At 73.4% G+C, this 25,127-nt stretch carries 16 protein-coding genes; 10 read left to right on the forward strand and 6 right to left on the reverse strand.

Annotated features, from left to right (window positions below; all coding sequences use genetic code 11):
• The first annotated feature begins 109 nt into the window (after positions 1 to 109).
• The 4 genes from HZS56_RS21720 to fxsT are packed head-to-tail and all read left to right on the forward strand — an operon-like array spanning position 110 to position 7,663.
• Positions 110 to 1,051 carry an AAA family ATPase gene (locus HZS56_RS21720; protein ID WP_216722428.1) on the forward strand — a complete coding sequence of 314 codons (942 nt, stop codon included), beginning with the start codon at positions 110 to 112 and terminating at the stop codon, positions 1,049 to 1,051.
• A gap of 3 nt (positions 1,052 to 1,054) precedes the next feature.
• Positions 1,055 to 2,965 carry a magnesium chelatase gene (locus HZS56_RS21725; RefSeq protein WP_216722429.1) on the forward strand — a complete coding sequence of 637 codons (1,911 nt, stop codon included), beginning with the start codon at positions 1,055 to 1,057 and terminating at the stop codon, positions 2,963 to 2,965.
• The gene (locus tag HZS56_RS38755) at positions 2,958 to 4,307 is read left to right on the forward strand and encodes a CHAT domain-containing protein (RefSeq protein WP_308408122.1); all 1,350 of its coding nucleotides are present in this window, start codon (positions 2,958 to 2,960) and stop codon (positions 4,305 to 4,307) included. The genes HZS56_RS21725 and HZS56_RS38755 overlap by 8 nt, the downstream gene beginning before the upstream one ends.
• Positions 4,304 to 7,663, forward strand: a complete 3,360-nt coding sequence (gene fxsT, locus HZS56_RS21735; protein ID WP_216722430.1) for an FxSxx-COOH system tetratricopeptide repeat protein — start codon at positions 4,304 to 4,306, stop codon at positions 7,661 to 7,663. The genes HZS56_RS38755 and fxsT overlap by 4 nt, the downstream gene beginning before the upstream one ends.
• Before the next feature lie 143 nt (positions 7,664 to 7,806).
• Here fxsT and HZS56_RS21740 read toward each other — a convergent pair whose 3' ends face one another.
• The 4 genes from HZS56_RS21740 to HZS56_RS21755 all read right to left on the reverse strand — a co-directional run bounded on the left by HZS56_RS21740 (position 7,807) and on the right by HZS56_RS21755 (position 14,611).
• The gene (locus HZS56_RS21740) at positions 7,807 to 11,631 is read right to left on the reverse strand and encodes a multifunctional oxoglutarate decarboxylase/oxoglutarate dehydrogenase thiamine pyrophosphate-binding subunit/dihydrolipoyllysine-residue succinyltransferase subunit (RefSeq protein WP_308408123.1); all 3,825 of its coding nucleotides are present in this window, start codon (positions 11,629 to 11,631) and stop codon (positions 7,807 to 7,809) included.
• A gap of 280 nt (positions 11,632 to 11,911) precedes the next feature.
• The gene (locus tag HZS56_RS21745) at positions 11,912 to 13,036 is read right to left on the reverse strand and encodes a sensor histidine kinase (protein ID WP_216722432.1); all 1,125 of its coding nucleotides are present in this window, start codon (positions 13,034 to 13,036) and stop codon (positions 11,912 to 11,914) included.
• Positions 13,033 to 13,773, reverse strand: a complete 741-nt coding sequence (locus tag HZS56_RS21750) for a response regulator transcription factor (RefSeq protein WP_216722433.1) — start codon at positions 13,771 to 13,773, stop codon at positions 13,033 to 13,035. The genes HZS56_RS21745 and HZS56_RS21750 overlap by 4 nt, the downstream gene beginning before the upstream one ends.
• 112 nt (positions 13,774 to 13,885) lie before the next feature.
• A complete protein-coding gene (locus tag HZS56_RS21755; RefSeq protein ID WP_216722434.1) occupies positions 13,886 to 14,611 on the reverse strand; it encodes a spermidine synthase family protein in 726 nt (241 codons plus the stop codon).
• A gap of 264 nt (positions 14,612 to 14,875) precedes the next feature.
• On the opposite strand from HZS56_RS21755, the gene lon reads away from it, so the two are divergent.
• Positions 14,876 to 17,350, forward strand: a complete 2,475-nt coding sequence (gene lon / locus HZS56_RS21760; protein ID WP_216722435.1) for an endopeptidase La — start codon at positions 14,876 to 14,878, stop codon at positions 17,348 to 17,350.
• A 75-nt stretch (positions 17,351 to 17,425) separates the two neighbouring features.
• On the opposite strand, the gene HZS56_RS21765 is transcribed toward lon, so the two are convergent.
• Positions 17,426 to 18,253: a lysozyme gene (locus HZS56_RS21765; RefSeq protein ID WP_216722436.1), complete on the reverse strand. Its 828-nt coding sequence runs from the start codon at positions 18,251 to 18,253 to the stop codon at positions 17,426 to 17,428.
• Between the two features lie 263 nt (positions 18,254 to 18,516).
• Here HZS56_RS21765 and HZS56_RS21770 point away from each other — a divergent pair, with 263 nt between their 5' ends.
• Entirely contained in the window at positions 18,517 to 19,011 is a 495-nt protein-coding gene (locus HZS56_RS21770; protein ID WP_216722437.1) for a MarR family winged helix-turn-helix transcriptional regulator, read from the forward strand.
• Between the two features lie 30 nt (positions 19,012 to 19,041).
• Here HZS56_RS21770 and HZS56_RS21775 read toward each other — a convergent pair whose 3' ends face one another.
• A complete protein-coding gene (locus HZS56_RS21775; protein WP_216722438.1) occupies positions 19,042 to 19,833 on the reverse strand; it encodes a protein phosphatase 2C domain-containing protein in 792 nt (263 codons plus the stop codon).
• Between the two features lie 453 nt (positions 19,834 to 20,286).
• On the opposite strand from HZS56_RS21775, the gene HZS56_RS21780 reads away from it, so the two are divergent.
• From HZS56_RS21780 to HZS56_RS21795, 4 genes are read left to right on the forward strand one after another with little or no spacing between them, the layout of a single operon-like run.
• On the forward strand, positions 20,287 to 23,451 hold the full coding sequence (locus HZS56_RS21780; RefSeq protein ID WP_374201193.1) for a nitrate- and nitrite sensing domain-containing protein: 3,165 nt from the start codon (positions 20,287 to 20,289) through the stop codon (positions 23,449 to 23,451).
• The gene (locus HZS56_RS21785; protein WP_216722440.1) at positions 23,448 to 23,969 is read left to right on the forward strand and encodes a roadblock/LC7 domain-containing protein; all 522 of its coding nucleotides are present in this window, start codon (positions 23,448 to 23,450) and stop codon (positions 23,967 to 23,969) included. Before HZS56_RS21780 ends, HZS56_RS21785 begins: the two co-directional genes overlap by 4 nt.
• Complete coding sequence (locus HZS56_RS21790) at positions 23,966 to 24,499, forward strand: DUF742 domain-containing protein (RefSeq protein WP_253914637.1); 534 nt, start codon at positions 23,966 to 23,968, stop codon at positions 24,497 to 24,499. Before HZS56_RS21785 ends, HZS56_RS21790 begins: the two co-directional genes overlap by 4 nt.
• Positions 24,480 to 25,121, forward strand: a complete 642-nt coding sequence (locus HZS56_RS21795; protein WP_216722441.1) for a GTP-binding protein — start codon at positions 24,480 to 24,482, stop codon at positions 25,119 to 25,121. The genes HZS56_RS21790 and HZS56_RS21795 overlap by 20 nt, the downstream gene beginning before the upstream one ends.
• The last annotated feature ends 6 nt before the right edge of the window (positions 25,122 to 25,127 follow it).

A 25,127-nucleotide genomic window follows, 5' to 3' on the forward strand; every position in this document is an offset into this window, starting at 1 on the left:
CCCCCGCCACCCTCGCCGCCCCGGCAACCGGCGGCCCCCCGACGGGCGGTCCCGCCCCCGACGGCACCGGCCCCCGCCCGGCGCCCGGTGCCGCGGACGGGGCCGCCTCGTGAGCCGCCCGGCGTCCGGCCCGCGGATCCTCCCGTACTCCAGGGTCGTCGCCCAGGACGAGCTGAAGCTGGCGCTGGAGCTCAACCACGTCGTGCCCCGCATCGGCGGCGTACTCATGGCCGGACCCCGCGGCACCGCCAAGTCGACGCTCGTCCGCGCCTTCGCCCTGATGGCCCACGGCGAGCTGCCGGTCACCCTGCCCATCAACGCCACCGACGACCGGGTGGTGGGCGGCTGGGACCTGGACGCGCTCATCCGGGGCGAGCCCCGGCCGCAGCCCGGGCTGCTGGAGGACGCAGCGGACAAGGGACTGCTCTACGTCGACGAGGTCAACCTCCTCGACGACCACCTCGTCGACATCATCCTGGACGTCGCCGCCACCGGCGTCCTGTCCGTGCAGCGCGAGGGACTGGCCGGCGCCAAGTACCTGTCGTTCGGGCTCGTCGGCACCATGAACCCCGAAGAGGGCGGGCTGCGACCCCAGTTGCTCGACCGCTTCGGACTGATGGTCACCGCCGAGACCCTGGACGCGACCGCCCGCCGCCTCCTGCTCCGCACGGTGCTCGACTTCGAGCACGAGCTGGCCAGCGAGGACTCCGCGTGGCTGTCCGCCGCCGAGCGGGACGACACCGGCACCCGGGACCGGCTGGCGGCGGCCAGGGACCGCGTCCGCGGCGTCGACGTGCCCGACCGGATGCTGGAGCTGTGCGCGCAGGCCGCGGAGCGGACCGACGCCGTGGGCCAGCGCGGGGAGATCGTGGCCGTGCTGGCGGCCCGGGCCCTCGCCGCCCTGGAGGGCGCGGACGCCGTGGCCCCCGGGCACCTGCGGCGGGTCCTGCCGATGGCGCTGCGGCACCGGAGGCCGGAGGCGGCCCACGGCGACACCTTCGACTGGGGGCCCGAGGACGAGGCCCGCCTCCAGGACCTCTTCGGAGCCTGAGCGGTGACCGCCACCCCACCCGTGCCGCCCGCGTCGCCCACCCCGCCGCACAGGGGTGCGGCCGGCTCCGCGGACGCACCCGCGCCCGACGGCCTGATCCGCCGGCTCGGCCTGGCCCTGGTCTGCGCGGCCGCCGACCCCGCGCTCGGCGGCGTGCTCCTCCTCGACCTGGACCCCAGGCTCGTCGAACCGGTCGTGCGCCTCTTCGGCGCCGTCCTCGCGGGCACCACCGAACCGGCCCGCCCGCCCCTCGTGCTGGGCGCCGCCGACCGGGACGAGGACCTGTGGACCCGCACCCGCATCCGCGGCGGCGAGCACGGCATCACGGTCCGTACCGAGCCGGGGCCGCTGGTCGAGGCGGACGACGCGCACGGTCCGCCGCCGCTGGTCGTGGTGCCCGACCTGGCGCGCCTCGGCGTCGCCGGGATGCGCGCCGCGGTCCAACTGCTCGGTGCGGAGGTCGCGACCGTCGAACGCAGCGGGCTGCGCGGGACGGTCCGGCCCCGGGCACGCTGGCTGGCGACCTGCCGCGCGGCCGACGCCGGACGGCTCAGCCGGCACCTGCTGGACCGGTTCGCCGTACGGCTGTCGGTCGCCGAGCTGCGGCTGCCCGGTCCGGCCGGGCCGCTGGAAACACTGTTCGCAGGTCTCCCGGACGCCTGGCGCACCGCCGCCCCGGGCGTCCGGCCCGTGCCCGTCACCGACGCGGCCCTCACCCGCGCGCAGCAACTCCTCGGGCCCGACACCGGTGTCCGCCGGCAGCTGGCGCTCGTGCGGCTCGCCCGTACCCTCGCGGCGCTGGAGGGACGGCCGTCGGCGTCCGCCGGACACAGCGAGGCCGCGGCGCGGCTCATCGGCGTGGCCGTGCCGGACCGGGCACAGGACCGCCCGGAGGACGCCCCCGAGCCGCCCGGCCCGGCGCCGGGACCCGCGGGCCCGCCCGGCACCCTCCCGGAACGTCACGGCGCAGCCCGGCCGGACCCCCACCGGGTGCGCGACGACCGGGCCCTGCTGGACACCGGACCGGCCCAAGGCATCGGCACCGCACCCGGCCCCGCGCCCGCCCCGGCCGGATCGGGTCCCTACCCGGAGGACGGGACGGCCGGGGCACGGGACGCCACGCCGCTGAGCGGCCCCCGGCGGCGCACCACCGGCCCCGTCTCCGCGCGCGGCACCGTGATCGGCACCCGCCGCGCCACCGACCTGCGGGACATCGCCCACGTGCGCACCGTGCGCGAGGCCGCCGTGCACCAGCGGGCCCGGCGCACCGAACGGTTCACCGTCTCGCCGGCCGACCTGCACAGCAACGTGCGGGCCGCCCCGCCCGAGCGGGTCCTGGTGCTGCTCCTGGACCACACCTGCCGGGAGCCGGACGGAAACTGGCAGGAGACTCTCGCCCCCTTCCTGCAGTGGGCGTACACCAGCCGGGCCACCGTGCAGGTCATCGAGGTCGGCGCCGCGGACGCGGCCGACGAACTGCGGGCCGGGTCCTTCGCCGCCCGCAGCGTCCTGGACCCCAGGGTGCCGGGAGCGCTGCATCGCGGGGGCGGCCGGGCGACGCCGCTCGCCCACGGCGTCGAACTCGCGGCGCACACGCTGCGCCGTCTCTTCCGCCGGCTGGGCACCGGCCCGGCGGAGGCGTGGCTGGTGGTCGTGACCGACGGCCGCGGCAACGTGCCCCTGCGGGTCAGCCACACCGGCCGCCCCGCCGGTGGGGTGGCCGCCGCCGGCATCGAGGACGCGGTGGAGGCCGCCGCACGGATCGGGGCCATGGACCGGACCCGCCTGCACGTGGCGGTCGTCGACCCGGGCCGGGAACCGTACGGCGACCTGCCCCACGTACTCGCCGACCGGCTCGGGGCGGTGGTCGTCGACGGGCGGCACCGGTCCGGAACGGAGGACGCCGGTGACTGATCCGCAGCGCGGGCCGCGCCGGCTGCCGGGCGTCGGCGCCGCGGGACTGCGCACGGCACTGCCGGGGCTGAAGGCCGCGGCGCGCCGACCCGCGGCCTCGGTGCGCAACCTGCGCCGCGCCCAGGAACCGCCGACCGGGCTCGGCGGCACCGACGCGCGGCCCGGCGCCCGTCTGGAGGACGGCTTCGCCGTGCTCCGGGTCCTGCGCGCGGACGGGGCCGACGGGCTCCCGGGCTACCGGCTGCAGGGCTGGTGCGGCGACCTGTCGGTGAACTGCGCGGCCGGACCCACCCGGCGCGCCGCTCCCGCCGTCAGCCTCGCCCGGCTGCGGCAGGACGGCGACGGGCACTACCCCTCCGAGGTGCTGCGGGGCATCGGGCTCTGGTCGGACAACCAGTACGAACTCGCCCACTGGATCAACCGGATCCGCGTCCGGCACGGGGACGACCTGCGCCTCGTCGTGTGGGACGACACCGGGTACGACCTCCCCTGGGAGCTGCTCCACCTCCCCGAGAACGCCGCGCCGGGCCTGGCGGGCGGGCCGTTGGGGGCACTGGTCGCCGTCGCCCGCTGGACGACCGTGCGCGACCTGAGCCAGGGCGGCCTGCCCTCCGAGACCGGCGACTGCCGTGGCCAGGTGCTCGGCTACCTCCACCAGGACATGGCGGACGACGGCCACCTCTTCACCGCGTACGCCCGCCGGTTCCACGGACTCATGACACCCTTCCTCAGCGACCTCGACACCGAGGCGGACCGCACCGGGCTGGTCTACCTCGGCTGCCACGGCACGTACGGCGACGCCGTGCCGCGCCTCACGCTCGGCGACCGCACCTGGGCCGAGCTGAACGGCGAGCCGATGTCCGTACTGCGGCGGGACGGCTCGCTGGTCTGCCTCAACGCCTGCGACTCCGGCCGGTTCGTGGACAACAGCGCGCAGGGCGAACAGGCGCTGCGCGGCTTCGCGGAACTCTTCCTGCGCAAGGGCGCGGGCGGCTGCATCGTCAGCTCCGGGAGGGTCGGTGACCTGGAGGCCCGGGCGATGGCGCGGCGCCTGGTGCGCGAGGTGGCCGAGCACCCCCGCCGCCCGGTGGTGCGGACCCTGCGGGCCTTCCGGGCACGCGCTCTGGAGGAGTTCGGCTCCCTGGCGGCGGTGCCGCGGGTCCGCAACGACGACGGACGGGTCGACGTCGTGGGCCAGAAGCGGGTGCTGCGGCTCCTGTACGCGTTCATGTTCCACTACTACGGGCATCCGAGGACCGCCCTGCGGCTCACCGCGACGGACGCGCTCGGCACCGAGCGGACCGAGCGGACCGAGGGCACCGAGGGGGGAGGTTGCCGGTGAGCGCCGCCGGGCAGCCGCTGCTGATCGAGCCCGTCGTCGCGTGGCCCCGGCAGGCGGAGGCAGGATGCGACTACCTCGTCACCGTCGACCTGCGCGGACCGCTCCCCGCCCAGGACGGCGCCCCGGCCCCGTGGCCCTACCCCGAGGAGGAGTTCACCTTCACCGTCGCCCTGGACGGCTCGCCGTACTTCGACTGCTCCGCCCTGGGCGAACCGAGCGTCGTCCTGCACCGCTTCGGCGGCACCTACGGGCCCGCGCGGTTCCGGGTCTCCGCGGGCACCGACGCCGGACCGGCCTCGCTGTGGCTGACGGTCAGCAACCAGTGGGGCGTTCCGGTCCGCAAGGCGGAGCTGCACTCCGAGATCCGCACGGCGCCCCGGGTCCCGGAGGGAGACCCGGTACGGGCCGCCCTTCCGGGGCCCCGGCCGCGCGGGCATCCCCGGCACCGCCCGCGGCCGGCGCTCCCCGCGGCGCCGTCGCGCCCCGCGCACGCCGGTCCCGCTCGGGAGCCGGTCACCATCAGCTTCGTCGGTTTCAACCAGGCCTGGGCGGCCTGGATCGGGGACAGGCTGGAGAGCCGGGGCGTACGGGTGGTGCACGCGCGCCGGGACGGCACGGACGACGCGCCGCCGCTGGAGCTGCTGCGCGACCTGGTGGCTCCGGACGGGGGCGCCCTGCTGGTCCTGAGCCCCTGGTACTTCGGCCAGGACGCGGACAGCCACGAGGAATGGAACGCGGCCCTGCGCGACGTGGTGGCTCCCGACCCGTCCCGGTTCGCCGCCGTGGCGGTCACCTCCGCCGCCCTCCCGTCGGCGGCGGCCGTGCTGGCGCCGGTCTCCCTGGTCGACGTGAACGCCGAGGAGGCGGAGCGACGCCTGCTGGACCGGCTGCACCTGGCGTCCGGACCCTTGGCCGAGGACGCGGCGCCGTCGCGCCGTGGGCCGCGGTTCCCGGCGGAGATGCCGGACGTGTGGGGCGGGGTGCCCCGCCGCAACACCCGCTTCACCGGCCGGGAGCCGCTGTTGGGCAAGGTGCACGGGCTGCTGCACGGGCCCGGACCGGAGGGCGGTGTGGTGACGCTGCACGGCATGTCCGGGGTGGGGAAGACCCAGATCGCGGCCGAGTACGCGCACCGCTTCGGTTCGGAGTACGACGTGGTCTGGTGGGTGACCGCGGAGGACCGGGCCGGCTGCCGTCGCCAACTTGCCGAACTGGCCTCGCAGATGCGGCTGGAGACCGGCCAGGGGTACGGCGAGCGGCTGCGCGCCGTGCGGGACGCGCTGCGTCGCGGGGAGCCGTGTGCGAGGTGGCTGCTGCTGCTGGACGGGGCGGACGAGCCGGACCAGATCTGGGACCTGCTCCCGGCCGGCTCCGGTCCCGGTCACGTCCTCATCACCTCGCGGAACCCGGAGTGGGGCGAGCACCACAGCGAGCTGGTCGAGGTCCAGCCCTATCCGCGTGACGAGTCGGTGGCGTTCGTGCGCCGCCGCGCGCCCCGGCTGACGGAGCCGGAGGCGGACCGGCTGGCCCGGGCGATGGGAGACCTGCCGCTGCTCCTCGACCAGACGGCGGGCTGGCTGAACGACTCGGACCTGTCCTTCGAGGAGTACCTCGCCCTGCTGGACGCCGTGAGCGACGGCGACCCGGTGAAGGTGTCGGCGGACTTCCCGATGACCTTCCGGACTGCCTGGTCGATCCTCCTCGACCGACTCCGCGCGACCGTGCCGGAGGCCGTCGAACTGCTCCGGCTCTGCACCTTCTTCGCCCCCGGCCTCGTCCCCGTGCACCTGCTCCAGGACATGCCGCACGAGGGGCTGCCCGGCTCCGTGGCCGGGCTGCTGACCGACGCACGGCAGTGGGACCGGGCGGTCGGACAGCTGCTCCGGTACTCCGTGGTCCGGGTCGAACCGCACCCCGCCGACCCGGGGCGCGAGAACCTGTACGTGCACCGCGTGGTCCACCAGATGGTGCACCGGGCCATGCCGGCAGCCGTACGCGGCGAGCTGGTCGACGTCGTACGGCGTGCCCTGGCGGCGGCGGACCGGGGCACGCCCTCCGTGCCCGGACAGTGGCCCCGGTACGCCGAGATCGTGCCGCATCTGAAGTACGCCGACGTGCTCGCGAGCACCGACTCCGCCGTGCAGAAGCTGGTCCTCGACTCGCTGCGCTACCTGTACCTGTCCGGCGAGTACGGAGCGGGCGTGCGGCTCGGCGACCACGCCGTCCGGATCTGGCGCTCGCGCCTGGGCGAACAGCATCCGCTCGTCTGGGAGCTGACGTACCACTACGCCAACCTGCTGCGCGCCTCCGGCGACTACCACCGGACGATGGAGATCGAGCAGGCGGCCGTCGAGCACCTGCGCGAGCAGCGCGGCGAGCGGGACCCGGCGCTGCTGCGGGCCCTCGGCGGACTGGCCGCCGACCTGCGGGGCCTGGGCCGGTACGCCCGGTCGCTGGAGATCTCGCAGCAGGTGCACGCCACCTACCGCGAACTCCTCGGCGACCAGGACACCCGCACCCTGAACGCGCAGAACAACGTGGCCGTCTCCCTGCGCCTGCTGGGCCGTTACGAGGACGCCCTGCACGTCGATCTGCGCACCCTGGAGGCACGCCTCCGGCTGCTCGGGGACCGGCACCCGTGGACGCTGGGTTCGGAGACCTCCTACGCCGTCGACCTCCGGCTGCTCGGACGCGGTGCCGAGGCCGCGACGAGGCAGGCCGACAACCTGCGACTGGCCCGCGCGGCGCTGGGCGCCCACAGCAGGCAGACGCTGCTGGCCGCCCACAACCTGGCCCTGTGCCTGTACGCCGTGGGGGACACCTCCGGCGCCGCGCACCACCTCGGCCAGGCACTGGAGCAGGGGGAACGGGTGTTCGGGGGCGTCGATCCGCTGGTACTGGCCCTCATGACCAGCCAGAGCTGCGTCGCCCGCGAGCGGGGCGACCTCGGTCCGGCCCGCGCACTGAGCGAAAGCGTCGTCGCCCAGTACGAGGCGACCCTCACCGCGACCCACCCCTATGCCGCGGGCGCCCGTGCCAACCACGCCGTGCTGCTGCACCGGGCGGGCGAGACCGGCCGCGCCCGGGTCCTCGCCGACGCGGCCCTGGCCGGCATGGCCGCCGCCGTGGGCCCCGACCACCCCTGGACGCTCGGCTGTGCGCTCAACGCGTCGACGCTGCACGGGTACGCCGGGGACACCGAGCGCTCCCTCGCCCTGGGCCGGGACACCGCCGACGGGGCGGCCCGCACTCTGGGAACCGGCCACCCCCTCACCCGGTCCGCCCGAGCGGCGGCCGAGGGCGCGCTCGGCTCCCGGCAGCACCCCTTCTGGGACTTCGAACCCCAGCGCACCTGACGGATACCCGCGTGACTGAAACCCGCGCACCTGACGCACGCCCGCGCACCCGGCGACGCCGAGAGGCCCGGCAACGCCGAGGGACCCGGCGCCGGAACGCATCCGGTGCCGGGCCCCTCGGGACGAGCGGGTGTGCGGGCGGGTCAGGCGTCGAAGACCTCGCGCACCAGCTGCTCCTGCTCGGCCTGGTGGCGCTTGGCGGAGCCGACCGCCGGGGACGAGCCGTGCGGGCGCGAGATGCGGCGCAGGCGCTCGCCGTGCGGGACGTCGGCGCCGACCGCCAGGTCCAGGTGGTCGATCAGGTTGAGCGCGATGAACGGCCAGGCACCCTGGTTCGCCGGCTCCTCCTGGGCCCACAGGTACTTCTCGGCGTTCGGGTACTTGGCGATCTCCGCCTGGAGCTCGGCACCCGGCAGCGGGTACAGGCGCTCGATGCGGATGATGGCCGTGTCCGTCAGACCGCGCTTCTTCCGCTCGGCGTCCAGGTCGTAGTAGACCTTGCCGGCGGTGAAGACGACCTTCTTGACGGCGGCCGGGTCGACCGAGTCGTCGCCGATGACCGGGCGGAACTGGCCCGTCGTGAACTCCTCCGCCTTCGAGGCGGCGGCCTTCAGACGCAGCATCGACTTCGGGGTGAAGACGACCAGCGGCTTGTGGTGCGGGTTGTGCACCTGCCACCGCAGGAGGTGGAAGTAGTTCGACGGCAGGGTCGGCATCGCGACCGTCATGTTGTTCTGCGCGCACAGCTGCAGGAACCGCTCCGGGCGGGCCGAGGAGTGGTCCGGGCCCTGGCCCTCGTAGCCGTGCGGCAGCAGCAGCGTCACGCCGCTCGTCTGGTTCCACTTCTGCTCGGCCGACGAGATGAACTCGTCCACGACCGTCTGGGCGCCGTTGACGAAGTCGCCGAACTGCGCCTCCCACATCACCAGCGCGTCCGGGCGGGCCAGCGAGTAGCCGTACTCGAAGCCCATCACCGCGTACTCGGAGAGCAGCGAGTTGTAGACGTTGTACCGGGACTGGTCCTCGGACAGGTACAGCAGCGGCGTGAACTCGTCGCCGGTCTCACGGTCGATGACGACCGCGTGGCGCTGGCCGAAGGTGCCGCGCTGCGAGTCCTGGCCGGTGAGCCGGACCGGCACGCCGTCCAGGAGGAGCGAGCCGACGGCGAGGGTCTCGCCCATGCCCCAGTCGATCGTGCCGTCCTCGACCATCGCCGCGCGGCGCTGCAGCTGCGGCAGCAGCCGCGGGTGCACGGTGATGTGGTCCGGGATGTTGACCTGGGACTCGGCGATCCGCTTGACGGTCTCGGCGGTGACCGCGGTGTTCACGGAGACCGGGAACTCGGCCTGCGGGTCCGAGGGTTCCGACGCGGCCGGCTGCGAGGCGGCCTCGCGGACCTCGGTGAAGACCTTCTCCAGCTGGCCCTGGTAGTCCTGCAGCGCCTGCTCGGCCTCTTCCAGGGTGATGTCGCCGCGACCGATGAGGGACTCGGTGTAGAGCTTGCGCACCGAGCGCTTCTTGTCGATCAGGTCGTACATCAGCGGCTGGGTGAAGGCCGGGTTGTCGGTTTCGTTGTGACCGCGGCGGCGGTAGCACAGGAGGTCGATCACCACGTCCTTGTTGAACGCCTGGCGGAACTCGAAGGCGAGCCGCGCCACGCGGACGCAGGCCTCCGGGTCGTCGCCGTTCACGTGGAAGATCGGGGCCTCGATCATGCGGGCCACGTCGGTGGCGTACATCGAGGAGCGCGAGGACTCCGGGGCGGCGGTGAAGCCGACCTGGTTGTTGATGACGACGTGGACGGTGCCGCCGGTGCGGTAGCCGCGCAGCTGCGACATGTTCAGGGTCTCGGCCACCACGCCCTGGCCCGCGAAGGCCGCGTCGCCGTGGATCGCCACCGGCAGGACGGTGAAGTCCGTGCCGCCCTTGTTGATGATGTCCTGCTTGGCGCGGGCGACGCCCTCCAGGACCGGGTCGACCGCCTCCAGGTGCGAGGGGTTGGCGACCAGCGAGACCGCGATCTGCTCGCCGTCCAGGCCGGTGAAGGTGCCCTCGGCGCCCAGGTGGTACTTCACGTCGCCGGAGCCGTGCATCGACTTCGGGTCGAGGTTGCCCTCGAACTCGCGGAAGATCTGCGCGTACGACTTGCCGACCACGTTGGCCAGCACGTTCAGCCGGCCGCGGTGGGCCATGCCGATGACGACCTCGTCCAGGCGGGACTCGGCGGCCGAGTCGATGACCGCGTCGAGCAGCGGGATGACGGACTCGCCGCCCTCCAGGGAGAACCGCTTCTGCCCGACGTACTTGGTCTGCAGGAAGGTTTCGAAGGCCTCCGCCGCGTTCAGGCGGCGCAGGATGCGCAGCTGCTCCTCGCGCTCCGGCTTGGTGTGCGAGCGTTCGATGCGGTCCTGGATCCACTTGCGCTGCTTCGGGTCCTGGATGTGCATGAACTCGACGCCGGTGGTGCGGCAGTACGAGTCGCGCAGCACGCCGAGGATGTCGCGCAGCTTCATCAGGGACTTGCCGGCGAAGCCGCCGACCGCGAACTCGCGCTCCAGGTCCCACAGCGTGAGCCCGTGCTCGGTGATGTCCAGGTCGGGGTGCTTGCGCTGCTGGTACTCCAGCGGGTCGGTGTCGGCCATGACGTGGCCGCGGACCCGGTAGGAGTGGATCAGCTCGAAGACCCGGGCGGCCTTGGTGACGTCGTCGTCGTGCGACGCGTCGATGTCCTTGAGCCAGCGGACCGGCTCGTAGGGGATGCGCAGCGCCTTGAAGATCTCGTCGTAGAACCCGCTCTCGCCGAGCAGCAGGTTGGCGACCTGGCGCAGGAACTCGCCGGAGGCGGCGCCCTGGATGACCCGGTGGTCGTAGGTCGACGTGAGCGTCATGACCTTCGAGATGCCGAGCTTGTTCAGGGTGTCCTGGCTGGTGCCCTGGAACTCCGCCGGGTAGTCCATGGAGCCGACGCCCATGATGACCGACTGGCCGGGCATCAGGCGCGGCACGGAGTGGACGGTGCCGAGGCCGCCGGGGTTGGTCAGCGAGACGGTGACGCCGGTGAAGTCGTCCATCGTCAGCTTGTTGTCGCGGGCGCGGCGGACGATGTCCTCGTAGGCCTGCCAGAACTCGAAGAAGTTCAGCGTCTCGGCCTTCTTGATCGCCGCGACGACCAGCTGGCGGTCGCCGTTGGGCTTGACCAGGTCGATGGCGAGGCCGAGGTTGATGTGGGCCGGCTTGACGAGGGTCGGCTTGCCGTCCTTCTCGCCGAACGAGTGGTTCATCGACGGCATGGCCTTGATGGCCTGCACCATCGCGTAGCCGATCAGGTGCGTGAAGGAGATCTTCCCGCCGCGGGCGCGCTTGAGGTGGTTGTTGATGACGATGCGGTTGTCGAACAGCAGCTTCACCGGGACCGCGCGCACGGATGTGGCCGTGGGCAGCTCCAGCGAGGCGTTCATGTTCTTCGCGACCGCGGCGGCCGGGCCGCGCAGGGTCACCGTCTCGGGTCCCTCGGGCGCGGCAGCGGCGTCCTTGGCGGGCGCGGCGGGCGCGGCGGCCTTCGGCTGCGCGGCGGGCTTGGCCTGGGCCGGAGCGGCGGCGGGCTTCGCGGCCGGAGCCGCGGGGGCCTGCGCGGCCGGCTTCGCGGGGGCGGCGGCGGGCTTCGCCGCGGCCGGGGCGGCGGCCCGCGCCTGCGGGGCGGGGGCGGCCGGCTGCGTGCTGCCCGAGTCCGTGGTCGCGGCACCCGAGGCGGTGGGGGCGGCGGCCTGGGCCGCGGGCGCTCCCGGCTTGTAGTCGGCGAAGAAGTCCCACCAGGCTCGGTCCACGGAGTTCGGGTCCTGGAGGTACTGCTGATAGATCTCGTCGACGAGCCACTCATTGGCACCGAACGCGGTCGCGGGGTTCTTGCCCGCGCTGCTCGCTTGGTCGGTGTCGGTCGAGACGTTCGAGTTACTGGGGGACTGCGACACGGCGAGAACCGCCCTCTTCCGCTTCACAAGATGGTGGACAGCGGGAATCAAGGCTACGCCTACCCGACCGGGAAGGTCAGGCCGGGCCCGTCCATCGTCGCGTAAGTCACATCGCGGACCGCGTTTCGGCGCTGGAAATGGCGGGAAACAAGCGAGGTTCTGTTGCGTGCGGGATCGGGAGACCGGGACCCGGCGGCTCAGCGACGCGGGTCTTTACCTGATCACACGTGTCCGCCAGCGCGAACGTCGTGGATCTTTACGCTCCGCCGTGAACCCTACGTCAACATGGCGTCGACGGAAGGCCCGGAAGAGTGATGACGATGCGGCAGCCCCGCTCGGATTCGGCCACTCCGATCCGGCCGCCGTGCAGATCGACCGCCCAGCGCGCGATCGCGAGGCCCAGACCGGTGCCGCCGTCGCTGCCCGGACCGTGCGGCCGGGACACCGAACCCCGGTTGAACCGTTCGAACACCCGGCGCCACTCCGAACGCGGGATGCCGGGGCCCTCGTCGAGCACCTCCAGCTCCAGGGACTCGGGCAGCTCGCCGCGCCGCGCCCGGACCGTCACCCGGCCGTGCGGCGGGCTGTGCTTGACGGCGTTGTCGATGAGGTTGGAGACGACCTGGTGGATCCGCTCCGGGTCGGCGTGCGCCGTCAGCTCCGGCGGGAAGACGTCCAGCGCCAGGTGCACGTCGGTACGGGTGTGACTGCCCGACCCCGAGGCGATGCCCGCGCGTGCCGAGGCGACCATGTTGGCCTCCTTCAGCACGCCCGACAGGTACGGCCACACCTCGAAGCGCCGTTTGCGCAGCGGTATGACGCCGTTGTCCAGGCGGGAGAGGTCGAGCAGCGTCTCCACCAGCCGGCCGAGCCGCTCGGTCTGCCCGAGCGCCGTGCGCATCGTCTCCGGGTCGGCCTCGGTGACGCCGTCGACGATGTTCTCCAGCACGGCACGCAGGCCCGCGATGGGGGTGCGCAGCTCGTGCGAGACGTTCGCCACCAGCTCCTTGCGCTGGAGGTCCTGGGCCTCCAGGTCGTCGGCCATGCGGTTGATGGTGACGGCCAGGTCGCCCAGCTCGTCGCGGCGGTTCTCGCGCACCCGGCGCGTGTAGTCGCCGTGCGAGATGGACCGGGCGACCGCGTTCATCTCGTCCAGCGGCGCGGTCAGCGAGTGGGCCACGAACTGCGTGATCAGCAGGGTGGCGATCATGGAGAACACCGTGATGAAGCGCAGCTCCGTCTTGGTGTTCACCGCGACCACCGACAAACCGGTGGTGATCAGCACCGACGTGACGACGAGCGCGCCCAGCTTGGTCTTGATCGAGAACGGGCGTACGCCGCCCCAGGGATCCCCGGTGCTCCGGGGACCGGGGCTCCTCGGAGCGGCCTCCCGTCCTCTGCTCACGGGTTCGGCGTCTCCAGCGCGTAGCCCACGCCGTGCACGGTGCGGATGCGCTCGGCGCCGATCTTCCGGCGCAGCGCCTTGATGTGGCTGTCCACGGTCCGGGTGCCGGAGGCGTCGGCCCAGTCCCACACCTCGGCGAGCAGCTGCTCGCGGGAGAGCACCGCGCGCGGCGTGTTCGCCAGGCAGACCAGCAGGTCGAACTCGGTGGGGGTGAGGTGGACGTCCTCGCTGCGCACCCGCACCCGGCGCTGCGCGTGGTCGATCTCCAGCTCGCCCAGGCGCAGGATGCCGCTGCGCGGCGTCGAGGCGGCCACGACCGCCCGCTCCACCCGGCGCAGCAGCACGTGCACGCGTGCGGCCAGCTCACGCATCGAGAACGGCTTGGTCATGTAGTCGTCGGCGCCGACGCCGAGACCGACCAGCATGTCCGTCTCGTCGTCGCGCGCGGTGAGCATCATCACCGGCACCGGTCGCTGGGCCTGCACGCGCCGGCAGACCTCCAGGCCGTCGAAGCCGGGCAGCATGATGTCGAGGATCAGCAGATCGGGCTGCCAGGCCTCGGCCGTGTCGACGGCGGCCGGACCGTCGCCCGCCGTCTGCACCAGGAACCCTTCGGCGCGCAGGCGGGTCGCGATGGCGTCCACGATCGTCTGGTCGTCCTCGACCACCAGCACCCGGCGCTGTGCGCCCTGGGTGGCCGTCGCCGCGCCGTTGTGGGAGGTCTGTGTCTGCTCCATCGCCCGCCCCTGAGGTGTGCTTCCGGAATCCGTGGGGTGATCCCATGACTGCGATTGACGCTTGAATGAACCGCGTCAGAGCAGCAGCGTACGGGGATCCCCCGCGCCATTGCTATCCAGGACCGACGCCGAGATGCACGACGTCCGGAACGCCCCGGGCAACGGGGATCTCTTCGGTACGCACCTGCTGGAAACCGGCATTACGCAAGGTTTCTTCGAATTCCGGAGAGGGCTGGGCCGACCACACGGCGAGCACCCCGCCGGGCCTCAACAGCCGTACGCAGTCCGCGAGTCCGGACGGTGCGTAGAGCCCTTCGTTGCCCTCGGTGACGGTCCAGCCGGGGCCGTTGTCGATGTCCAGGCACAGGGCGTCGTACGTGTCGGAAGTCTCACGGACGTACTCGACCAGGTCCGCCCGGACGATCTCCGTGCGCGGATCGGCCAGGGCCCCGGCGGAGAGCGCGGCCAGCGGACCGGTGCGGTGCCAGTCGACGACGGCGGGCTCGCGCTCGACGACCGCGATCCGTCCCCAGCGCGGGTCGGCGGCCGCGTGGACGAGGGAGAAGCCGACGCCGAGCCCGCCGATGAGCAGGTGCGGCGCGGTGCGCCCGCCGGGCCCGGTGTCCTTCCCGGCCGCCGCCAGCGCGTCGGCCGCGGCGTCGATCAGCCGCCGCTCGGAACGCCCGTCGGAGGTGTCCATCAGGAAGCACCCGTTCGCGATGATCTGCAGCAGCGTCCCGTGCCGGCGCAGGACGACCTCGCCGTACGGGCCCTCGCGCCGGTCCAGCACCTCGGGGGTACCGGGGGCGTCGGGGGTGTCGTGGGTGATGAGGGGCATCGGCCCATCCTGGCATCCGTGCCGGCGGAGGGGTGCCGGTCGGTCTGGGGGAGCGGAGGAACGCCGGCCGGTCTGGGTGAGGGGGGACGCCGGTCGGCCGGCGGGCGGCAAGGAATGCCGGCCGGTCGGGCGGTGCTGTCAACGGCAGGGCGGGTGACGTCACCCCGGTACCCGATCGCTCACAGCGAACACGCTGGAGGGAACAATCCGGGGCTCTCTTTCATTGAGTCGATGTAACTCAACTTGACTGCCGAAGGGGAGATCATGGCTGCTGAGTCCGCCGCCTTCACACCGCTCACCCTGCCCGTGCTGCCGCTCGACGACGAAGTGGTCCTGCCCGGAATGGTCGTCCCCCTGGACCTGAGCGACGCCGAGGTACGGGCCGCGGTGGAGGCCGCCCAGGCCGCCGCCAGGTCCGAGCCGGGCAAGCCCCGCGTCCTCCTCGTCCCGCGCATCGACGGCACCCACGCCGCGACCGGCGTCCTCGGCACCGTCGAGCAGGTCGGCCGCCTGGCCGACGGCGACCCCGGCGCCCTGATCCGCGGCCGGGGCCGCGTGCGCGTCGGCGCCGGCACCACCGGCCCCGGCGCCGCGCTCTGGGTCGAGGGCACCCGCGTCGACGAGACCCTCCCGGAACCGCTGCCCGGCCAGGTCACCGAGCTGGTGACGGAGTACAAGGCACTCGCCACCGCCTGGCTGCGCAAGCGCGGCGCCTGGCAGGTCGTCGACCGGGTCCAGGCCATCGACGACGTGTCCGCGCTCGCCGACAACTCCGGCTACTCGCCCTTCCTCACCACCGAGCAGAAGGTCGAGCTCCTGGAGACCACCGACCCGGTCGCCCGTCTGAAGCTCGCCACGCAGCAGCTGCGCGACCACCTCGCCGAGCAGGACGTCGCCGAGACCATCGCCAAGGACGTCCAGGAGGGCGTCGACAAGCAGCAGCGGGAGTTCCTGCTGCGCCGCCAGCTCGAAGCCGTCCGCAAGGAGCTGCGCGAGATCAATGGAGAGCAGGACGGTGAGGAGTCCGACGACTACCGTGCCCGCGTGGAGGCCGCCGACCTGCCGGAGAAGGTCCGCGAGGCCGCCCTCAAGGAGGTCGACAAGCTGGAGCGGTCCTCCGACCAGTCGCCCGAGGGCTCCTGGATCCGCACCTGGCTCGACACGGTCCTGGAGATGCCGTGGAGCGAGCGCACCGAGGACGCGTACGACATCCAGGGCGCCCAGGGCGTGCTCGACGCCGAGCACGCCGGCCTTCAGGACGTGAAGGAGCGCATCACCGAGTACCTGGCCGTGCGCAAGCGGCGCGGCGACCGGGGCCTGGGCGTGGTCGGCGGCCGGCGCGGCGGCGCCGTACTGGCCCTGGTGGGCCCGCCCGGCGTCGGCAAGACCTCGCTCGGCGAGTCCGTCGCCCACGCGATGGGCCGCAAGTTCGTCCGCGTCGCCCTCGGCGGCGTCCGCGACGAGGCCGAGATCCGCGGCCACCGGCGTACGTACGTCGGCGCGCTGCCCGGCCGGATCGTGCGGGCGATCAAGGAGGCGGGGTCCATGAACCCGGTCGTCCTGCTCGACGAGATCGACAAGGTGGGCTCCGACTTCCGCGGCGACCCGGCCGCCGCCCTCCTCGAAGTCCTCGACCCGGCGCAGAACCACACCTTCCGGGACCACTACCTGGAGGTCGAACTCGACCTGTCCGACGTGGTTTTCCTCGCCACCGCCAACGTCCTGGAGGCCATCCCGGAGGCCCTGCTCGACCGCATGGAGCTGGTCCGCCTCGACGGCTACACCGAGGACGAGAAGGTCGTCATCGCCCGCGACCACCTGCTCCCGCGCCAGCTGGAGCGGGCCGGACTGGACGCCGACGAGGTCACCGTCGACGAGGGCGCGCTGCGCAAGCTGGCCGGGGAGTACACCCGCGAGGCGGGCGTGCGCACCCTGGAGCGGTCCGTCGCGCGGCTGCTGCGCAAGGTGGCGGCCCAGCACGAGCTGGGCGAGCGGGAACTGCCGTTCACCGTCACCGACGCCGACCTGCGCGGCCTGATCGGCCGGCCGCACCACGTGCCCGAGTCCGCCCAGGACCCGGCGGAGCGCCGCACCTCGGTGCCGGGCGTGGCCACCGGCCTCGCGGTCACCGGCGCCGGCGGCGACGTCCTCTACGTCGAGGCGTCGCTGGCCGACCCGGAGACGGGCGCGGCGGGGCTGACCCTGACCGGGCAGCTGGGCGACGTGATGAAGGAGTCGGCACAGATCGCGCTGAGCTTCCTGCGCAGCCACGGCGCCGAACTGGAACTGCCGGTCGGCGACCTGAAGGACCGGGGAGCCCACATCCACTTCCCGGCGGGCGCGGTCCCCAAGGACGGCCCGAGCGCCGGCGTCACCATGACCACGGCCCTCGCGTCGCTGCTCTCGGGGCGGCTGGTCCGCACCGACGTGGCGATGACCGGAGAGGTCTCGCTGACCGGGCGCGTACTGCCGATCGGCGGGGTCAAGCAGAAGCTGCTCGCCGCGCACCGGGCGGGGATCACCACGGTGATCATCCCCAAGCGCAACGAGCCCGACCTGGACGACGTCCCCGCGGAGGTGCTGGACAAGCTCGACGTCCACGCCGTGAACGACGTCCGCCAGGTCCTGGAACTGGCCCTCGCCCCGGCGACCAACGGTGCGGAGGCCCGGGTTCCGGTCGCGGCGATGGGGGGCACCTCCCAGGCGTTGAGCACTGGGGGAGGACGCGGTCGGATGTGAAGGTGAGTAAAGGGGACGGCTCGGGCTCCGCGCTGTGCGGGGAGCCCGAGCCGTCGCCGTGTGCGCCTGGGACCGTCAACCGTTGGCCAGTGCGACCACCCGGTCGAGTGCGCCGTTGAACCTGTTGTGGTCCCCGACCGTCGGACCGGACGACGTGTACTGCCACATCGTGTAGAAGCCCCACCCGGCCGGCAGGGTGCCCACCGAGGACGCGTACCGGGCGACCCACAGCGGGTTGGCGGCGGCGAAACCGGCGTAGTCGCCGGTGCACTGGGTCCACCAGCTGGTGGCCGTGTAGATCACCGCGTCGCGGCCGGTGCGGGCCTTGTACGTGTTCAGGAAGTCGCGGATCCAGGTGACCATCTGGCTCTGCGACTTGCCGTAGCAGGTCGCCCCGTACGGGTTCCACTCGATGTCGAGCACGCCCGGCAGGGTCCTGCCGTCCCGGGACCAGCCGCCGCCGTGGTCGACGAAGTGGTTGGCCTGGGCGGCGCCGCTCGTCGTGTCCGGGGTGGCGAAGTGGTACGCGCCGCGGATCATGCCGACGCCGTACGAGCCGTTGTACTGCTGGGCGAAGTAGGGGTTCGTGTAGTAGGTCCCCTCGGTGGCCTTGGCGTAGGCCCACCGGACTCCGCTGCTCCACAGGGTCGGCCAGGCGACGTTGCCCTGGTGGCTGGAGACGTCGACGCCCTCCGTCTGGACCGCGCGGCTCTGGGCGGGGGTGCCGTGCACCCCGTCGTGGGCCGCGACGCCCATGCCCATGTGGGCGGAGCCGCGCGGTGGGAAGTCCGCGGACGCCGACGCGTCGGCGGGGAGGGTGAACACGAGCGAGAACGCGGCGAGCAGGATCCCGGTGACGGCGAAGCGCCGTCCGCGGGCCGGTCCGGATCTGTGCACGAGCATGACGTGCCCTCCGATGGCTCGGTGGTGCCCGGTGGGGGATGCGCGAGCGGGAGACCCCGTGAATGGTGTGCCCATGTCATTGTTCGGCCGCCCGTGGGGTCCGGTGAAGACGCTACGCACGTAGAACGGAGCGTGGGAAGAGGGCCCGGAAGCCGCCGTTGGTCTAAGCCTGCGAAATACTTGCCGAGCTGCGGCGACGACGGGCCGTGGCGGAAACTTTCACGACCGGAAAATCACGACCGGAGAACGAGGCAGGGGCTGACGTGCACGAAGACGGGAACGGCGGCGGTCGCGAAGTCGAATCCCACCTGTCCGGCAGCGGTGTGAACCAACCGGAGTTCCTGGCACTGGAACGGGAGTTGACGGTCCTGCTGCGGCGGGCCCGGGCCAACCAGGGCGAGATGGCCCGCGAGGTCCACCCCGACCTGGAGTCGTCCGCGTACGGCCTGCTGGTCCGGCTCGGCGAGTGCGGCGGGCAGCGCGCCACCGACCTCGCCGCCTTCATCGGCGTCGGCAAGGCCACGATGTCCCGCCAGCTGCGGGCCCTGGAGGAACTCGGCCTCGTCGCCCGCGAACCCGACCCCGCCGACGGCCGCGCGTGGCTCGTCACCCTCACCCGGGAGGGCCAGGACCGCGTCGGCCGGGTGCGCGAGGCCCGACGCGCCCGGTACTCCCGCCGGCTCGCCGACTGGGATCCGCGCGAAGTGACGGAACTGGCCCGGCTGCTGCACGAGCTGAACCGCGGGATGGAGAAGTAGGCGGCGCCGGGCCGGGGCGCCGGTTCCCTTTCAAAGCTCCGCGTAGACCGCCGTCGCGTCGTCGTGCGTCTTGCTGCGCCCCAGGAACCTCCGGTCGCCCGCCGCGTCCGCGCGCTCCAGCTCCCGTACGCGGTCCACCAGCGCCTGGGCACCCTGCTTGCGCACCAGCGCCAGGCAGTCCGCCCAGTCGCCCTCCCGGAACTTCTCCACCCAGCGGGCGGCCCCGTCCGTCAGCGCCGTCAGCGTGCGCACCCCGTCGCGCGGCAGCACGCCGGTCACCGCCCGCCCCGCCACCGCCGGGTCCGCGGCGGCCGTGAAGAAGCCGCCCTCCTTGTTGCGGAGGTCGGCGTCGACCATCGCGTCCGTCGCGAGGGCCGCGCGGGGCAGCCGGGCCAGCCGGTCGTCCAGAACGGCCGAGACCGTGCCGTCCGGTGCCTCCACCAGCAGCGCCGAGTCCGACAGAACGAGGTACTCGACCGAGGCGGAGGACCAGCGGGCGAGGACGACGGTTGCCTGCGGCGTACGCGGGTGAGAAAGGTCACAGGTCCCCGCGTGTGCCGCCGCGGTGCGGGCGATGGCGCGGGACAGCGCCTCGGCGAGGGGAACCTCCGGGAGGGAAACGGTCAGTTCGGTCAGCGCGCCGCCGAGGTGCGCCGTGTACCAGGGCACGGAATGCAGGCAGCCCGTCGCCGTCCGTGGCGGGGTCACCCCGTCGAGCACCACGAGTGAGCCACCCTGTCCGGAGGCCGGTAGCCCGACGCTCGCGAAGTCCTCGTTGGGGTACTCGGCGAGGCCTGGTTCCGAGGCGAGTTCGGTGCGCATCCGGCCAGTCTGCCCGACCCTTCGGCCGGGCCGGCACACCCCTCGCGCCTTCGTCGGGAACAACCCGGCGACGCAGGTCAGGAGCCGGTTCCGGGGCAGAATTCCATGATCCGCCGGCACGTGGCGGCACATAGTGCCACCGCCCGTCGCGAACGTCCAACCGGCACGCCGCGTACCCCCGAGGCACGAGCCGGGGGAACTTGCTCCCCAACTACCCTCCGGGGTTCACTCCTTCGGGTGGCGGGTCGGACGATGCGCGCTCACCACCCACCGGCACTGGAAGGGTCGGGAACCGGTGGGGGTCCCTGCCCCGCTCACGCGGTCACCCCGCCCGGCACGCTGCCGGCGGCCGGGGAACGGCCCGGAGCACGGCGGAGGGTGCATGCGCCGACCGGCCAGTTGACGGAGCGCCACCCGGGCCCACGGGTACACGAGTCAGGAATGCGAGCACCGGTGCAGAAGACGCGGCCTCGTCGCACAGGCAAGCAGACGGCCCCCACGGGGAGCGCGGAGCGGACCCCCGGCACCTCCACCCCTCCGCCGCCGGAGGTTCCCGTCGGCAAGGGCCGTCCCACCCACGTACGCAACCGCCTGATCGTCGCCGTCGCGGTCGTGGCCGCCGCCGTCGCCGCGGCCGGTGCCCCGTCGGTGGTGACCGCCTCGGGGCAACTGCACGACTCGCAGGACCTGGTGACGCTCGCCGAGCAGACGCAGAGCGCGCTGACCCTCGCCCACTCCCTCGCCGACGAGCGCGACGAGGTCACCCCCTACATCGCGGCCGGGCGCCCCAAGTCCAAGGCGCCCTCCGAGCAGCGCAGCGCCCGCGTCGACCGGCAGGTCGAGGAACTGCGCGCCGACACCGGCACGCCCGCCTCCCTGCGCGAGGACCTGGACACCGTGGCCGCCCTGCGCCGGGCCGCGCTCACCGGCAAGAGCACCGCGCCCGAGGCCCACGAGGCGTACTCGGGGGCGATCACCGAACTCCACGCGCTGGCCGAGGAACTGGCGGAGCAGATGCCGCCCCGCGCGGGCGCCGGCGCCTACGCCCTCGCCGAACTGGACACCGCCGTACAGCAGGCCGCCGCCACCCGCGGTCTGCTGCTGGCGGCGCTCGCCGTGCCGAGCAGCACCCGGACCGTCCTCGACCCGGTCACCGGCCTGCCGACCGAGACGACCACCTCCTCGGACGCCGACGCCGAGCAGCGCGACGCGCTCTCCGCCGCAGCCCAGCAGGCCCGCGTACGCTCCGACGCCGCGCTCACCGACTTCCGCGAGGGCGCGACCAAGGAGGCCCGGGACAGCTTCGACGCCACGGTCGCCGGACCCGAGGTCAACTCCGCCGAGAAGTACCTCGCCGACCTCACCGACGAGCCCACCCTCTCCGACGGCGACCTCGCCACCGGCGCCAAGAAGCTGGACGCCGCACTGTCCGCCCGTGTCGACGCGATGCGCGGCGCCGAGTCCGCCCTGTACGAGAAGCGCGTCAGCTCGCTCGAGCAGCTGCGCGACGACGACGTCACGGCGCTGGAGATCCGGATCGCCGCGCTCGGCGCCCTGATCCTGCTCGCCCTGGGCGTCGCCACCGCCCTGGCCCGCACCCTCACCCGCCCGCTGTCGGTACTGCGCCGCGGCTCGGCCCGGCTCGCCGGCGCGGAGGACCCGACGGCCGAGGACCCGGTGGCCTTCACCGGGCGCAACGACGAGTTCGCCCAGGTCGTCCGCTCCGTCAACGCCCTGCACGGGCACGCCGCCACGCTCGCCGCGCGGATCGCCACGCTGGAGTCCGACCGCAAGCACCTCGTAGGCCAGCGGCAGAAGATGGCCGACGCCCGTGAGGAACTGCGCGCCGAACTCGCCGAGTCCGCGGCCCGGCTGGAGGTGGTCCGCAAGAGCATCGGCTCCACCTTCGTCAGCCTCGCGCTGCGGACCCTCGGCCTGGTCGAGCGGCAACTCGCCGTCATCGAGGGCCTGGAGGAACGCGAGCAGGACCCGGACCGCCTGGCCACCCTGTTCAAGCTCGACCACTTCGCCACGGTCATGCGCAGGCACAGCGAGAACCTCCTGGTCCTCGCCGGGACCGAGCACATCCAGCACAGCACCTCACCGGTGCCGCTGGTCGACGTCGTGCGGGCCGCGGTCAGCGAGATCGAGCGGTACGAGCGGGTGCGCATAGCCGCGCTGCCGCCGCACGCGCACGTGACCGGGCTCGCCGCCGACGACCTCTCCCACCTGCTCGCCGAGCTGATGGAGAACGCCACCTCCTTCTCGCCGCCGGACCTGCCCGTCGAGGTCTCCGGCTGGCTCCTGGAGAACGGCGAGGTGATGCTCTCCGTCCAGGACGAGGGCATCGGCATGGCCACCGAACGCCTCCAGCGGCTCAACGCCCGCCTCACCGACTTCGACCCGGACGCGCCGTTCGACCAGGAGGGCGAGGACGGTCTCGGGCTCGGCCTCTACGTCGTCGCCCGCCTCGCCCACCGGCACGGGGCGCGGGTGCGGCTGAGGGAGCAGAAGCAGGGCGGGGTCGCCGCCGTCGTGGTGCTCCCGAGCCCGCTGCTCGCCGAGGCGCCGCCGGCCGCGCTGGCCCCGACCGTGCCGCCGTCCGACGGCACCGCCACCTTCTCCCTGCCCGGCGCGGACGCGGAGGCCAACTCCAACGTCCTGCCGGGGCGCGGGGAGAAGGCCGGGAAGCCGGAGCAGGCCGACAAGGCCGACAAGGCCGAGAAGGCAGGGCAGGAGGAGTCGGCAGAGCAGAAGGAGCAGACAGAGAAGAAGGCGGAGGAGGCGGAGAAGGCCGACGAGGCCGCCGGGAACGACGTCCCGGCGGAGGACGCGGGACAGGGTCCGGACGCGGCGACGGTGGAGGACTCGGTGCCGGCGTCCGGGACGGCCCAGGAGGAGGCACCGCACTCCGAGTCGGAGGCCGCCACCGCCCCTGCCCCGGACAGGACGCACCCCGACAGCGACCTCCCCGACGACACCACGATGGCGCTCCTGCTGCCCCCGTCCCCCTCCGGGGCATCCGCACCCGAGGAGAACCCGGAGGAGCCCGACCCGGAGCCCGGCCACGGGCCCGGCCCGGGGCCCGATCCCGAGGGGAACGCGGAGGAGCCCCGCCCGGAGCCCGTCCCCGCGGAGCCCGCCGAACCCCGTATTCCCGGCCCGCGCTCCGCCGACCCCTACGCCATCGGCCCCGACGCCCACGACCGCACCCCGGACGCGGCGGCCCCGGACGCGGGAGCCCTGGACGAAGGTGCTGCCCCGGACGACGGTGCCGGTCCGGGCGAGGGGGCCGCGTACGTGGGAGCCGTGGACGACGGCGCCCTCCCGGACGAGGGCGACGAGCCCGTCACCGACAAGGGGCTGCCCAAGCGGACCCCGAGGCTCACCACGCCCGAGGCGGCCCCGCGGCCGCGCACCGCGGGCTCCGTCGACGCCGACGCGCTCCGTCGCCGCCTGGGCGGCTTCCGCCGGGGCGCCGAGGCCGGGCGCCGCGACGCCGAGGCGGAGGCGGAGGCGGAGGCGGCCGGCCGTACCGGAGAGCACGGGGCGCCGGACGCCGCGGCGGACACGACCGAAGAAACCACGGGGGGCACTGTCGAGGAGGCAAGCAGTTGACCGCTCCCAGTACCTTCGGACTGAGCACCGAGGCCCGCAATCTCCACTGGCTGCTGACCAATCTCGTCGAGGAGGTGCCCGGCATCCAGTCGGTCGCCGTGGTCTCCTCCGACGGGCTCCTGCTCCTGTCCTCCGACCCCGGGCGCAACGAGGAGGCCCGACAGGCCCGTGAGGCATCCCGCGCGGGCCCGCGCGGCTCCGCCGCCGACCTCGCCACCGTCGTCTCCGGCGTCGGCAGTCTGACCGTCGGCGCCGCCCGGCTGATGGACTACGGCGCCGTGCGGCACACGATGGTCGCCATGGACGAGGGCAGCCTGTTCGTGATGTCCATCAGCGACGGCTCACTGCTCGGCGTGCACGGTGCCGCGGACTGCGACATGAACGTCGTCGCGTACCACATGGCGCTCTTCGTCGGCCGCGCCGGCCATGTGCTGACCCCCGAACTCCGCAGCGAGCTCCGGCAGTCGCTGGAGCCCGAGGCGTCCCAGTCACCCGAGCCGACGGGGAGCGTCCGATGAGCAGCAGTCCCGGGAAGGCCGGGGAGAACGGGAAGGCCGGGGAAAACGGGAAACCCGCGAAGGCGGGGAAGCCCGCGAAGGCCGGGAAGTCCGGGAAGGCCGTGAGGAACGGCCGGGGGAGCCTCCCCGTACGCGGCGCCGACCGCAAAGCCGCCCGCGTACGCCCCTACTCGCTCACCGGCGGCCGGACCCGCTTCGGTCACGTGCTGCTCGTCGAGACGTTCGTCGGCGCCACCGATGGCACCGCCGCGCTCGAAGCCGCCGGGGAACGCAGAGAGCTGACCGCCGGCTCACTCACCTCCCGTGTGATGCCGGAGATGAGAGCCATCGTCGAACTGTGCCGCCGCATGCGTACGGTGGCCGAGATCGCCGCGCTGCTGAGGATGCCGCTCGGCGTGGTCCGCGTCCTCCTCAGCGACCTGGCGGACCAGGGAAAGATCCGTGTGTACGGCACCGGGACCGCCCATGGCACGGGCCGCCCGGACCGCGCTCTGCTCGAAAGGGTGCTCAGTGGACTCCGTCGTCTCTGACGCCGCCGTGTTCGGCGTCCCCCCGCTCGTCGACACCGACGGGCCCCTGCAGCCCTGGCAGACGGATCCCACGCGCGCGCCCGTCGCCACGAAGATCGTCGTCGCGGGCGGGTTCGGCGTCGGCAAGACCACGCTGGTCACCGCCGTCTCGGAGATCACGCCGCTGCAGACCGAGGCGCTGATGACCGAGGCGAGCGAGGAGACCGACGACCTCACCGCCACCCCGGGCAAGCTCACCACCACCGTGGCCATGGACTTCGGCCGCATCACGCTCGACGACGACCTGGTCCTGTACCTGTTCGGCACCCCGGGCCAGCAGCGGTTCTGGTTCATGTGGGACGACCTGGTGCGCGGCGCGGTCGGTGCCGTCGTCCTGGCCGACACGCGGCGCCTGAAGGACTGCTGGCCCGCGCTGGACTACTTCGAGAGCTGCGGACTGCCGTACGTCGTCGCGGTCAACCACTTCGACGGCACCGAGCTGTTCGAGGCGGAGGACGTGCGGGAGGCCCTGACGATCCCGGCGCACATACCTGTCATGATCATGGACGCGCGGCGCCGGATCTCGGCCATCGAGACGCTCTTGTCCCTCGTGGGCCACGCGCTCGACGAAACACCCGAGTAGACGAAC

Origin of the sequence: Streptomyces mayonensis (assembly GCF_018982965.1) — a bacterium.
Taxonomy (GTDB): domain Bacteria; phylum Actinomycetota; class Actinomycetes; order Streptomycetales; family Streptomycetaceae; genus Streptomyces; species Streptomyces mayonensis.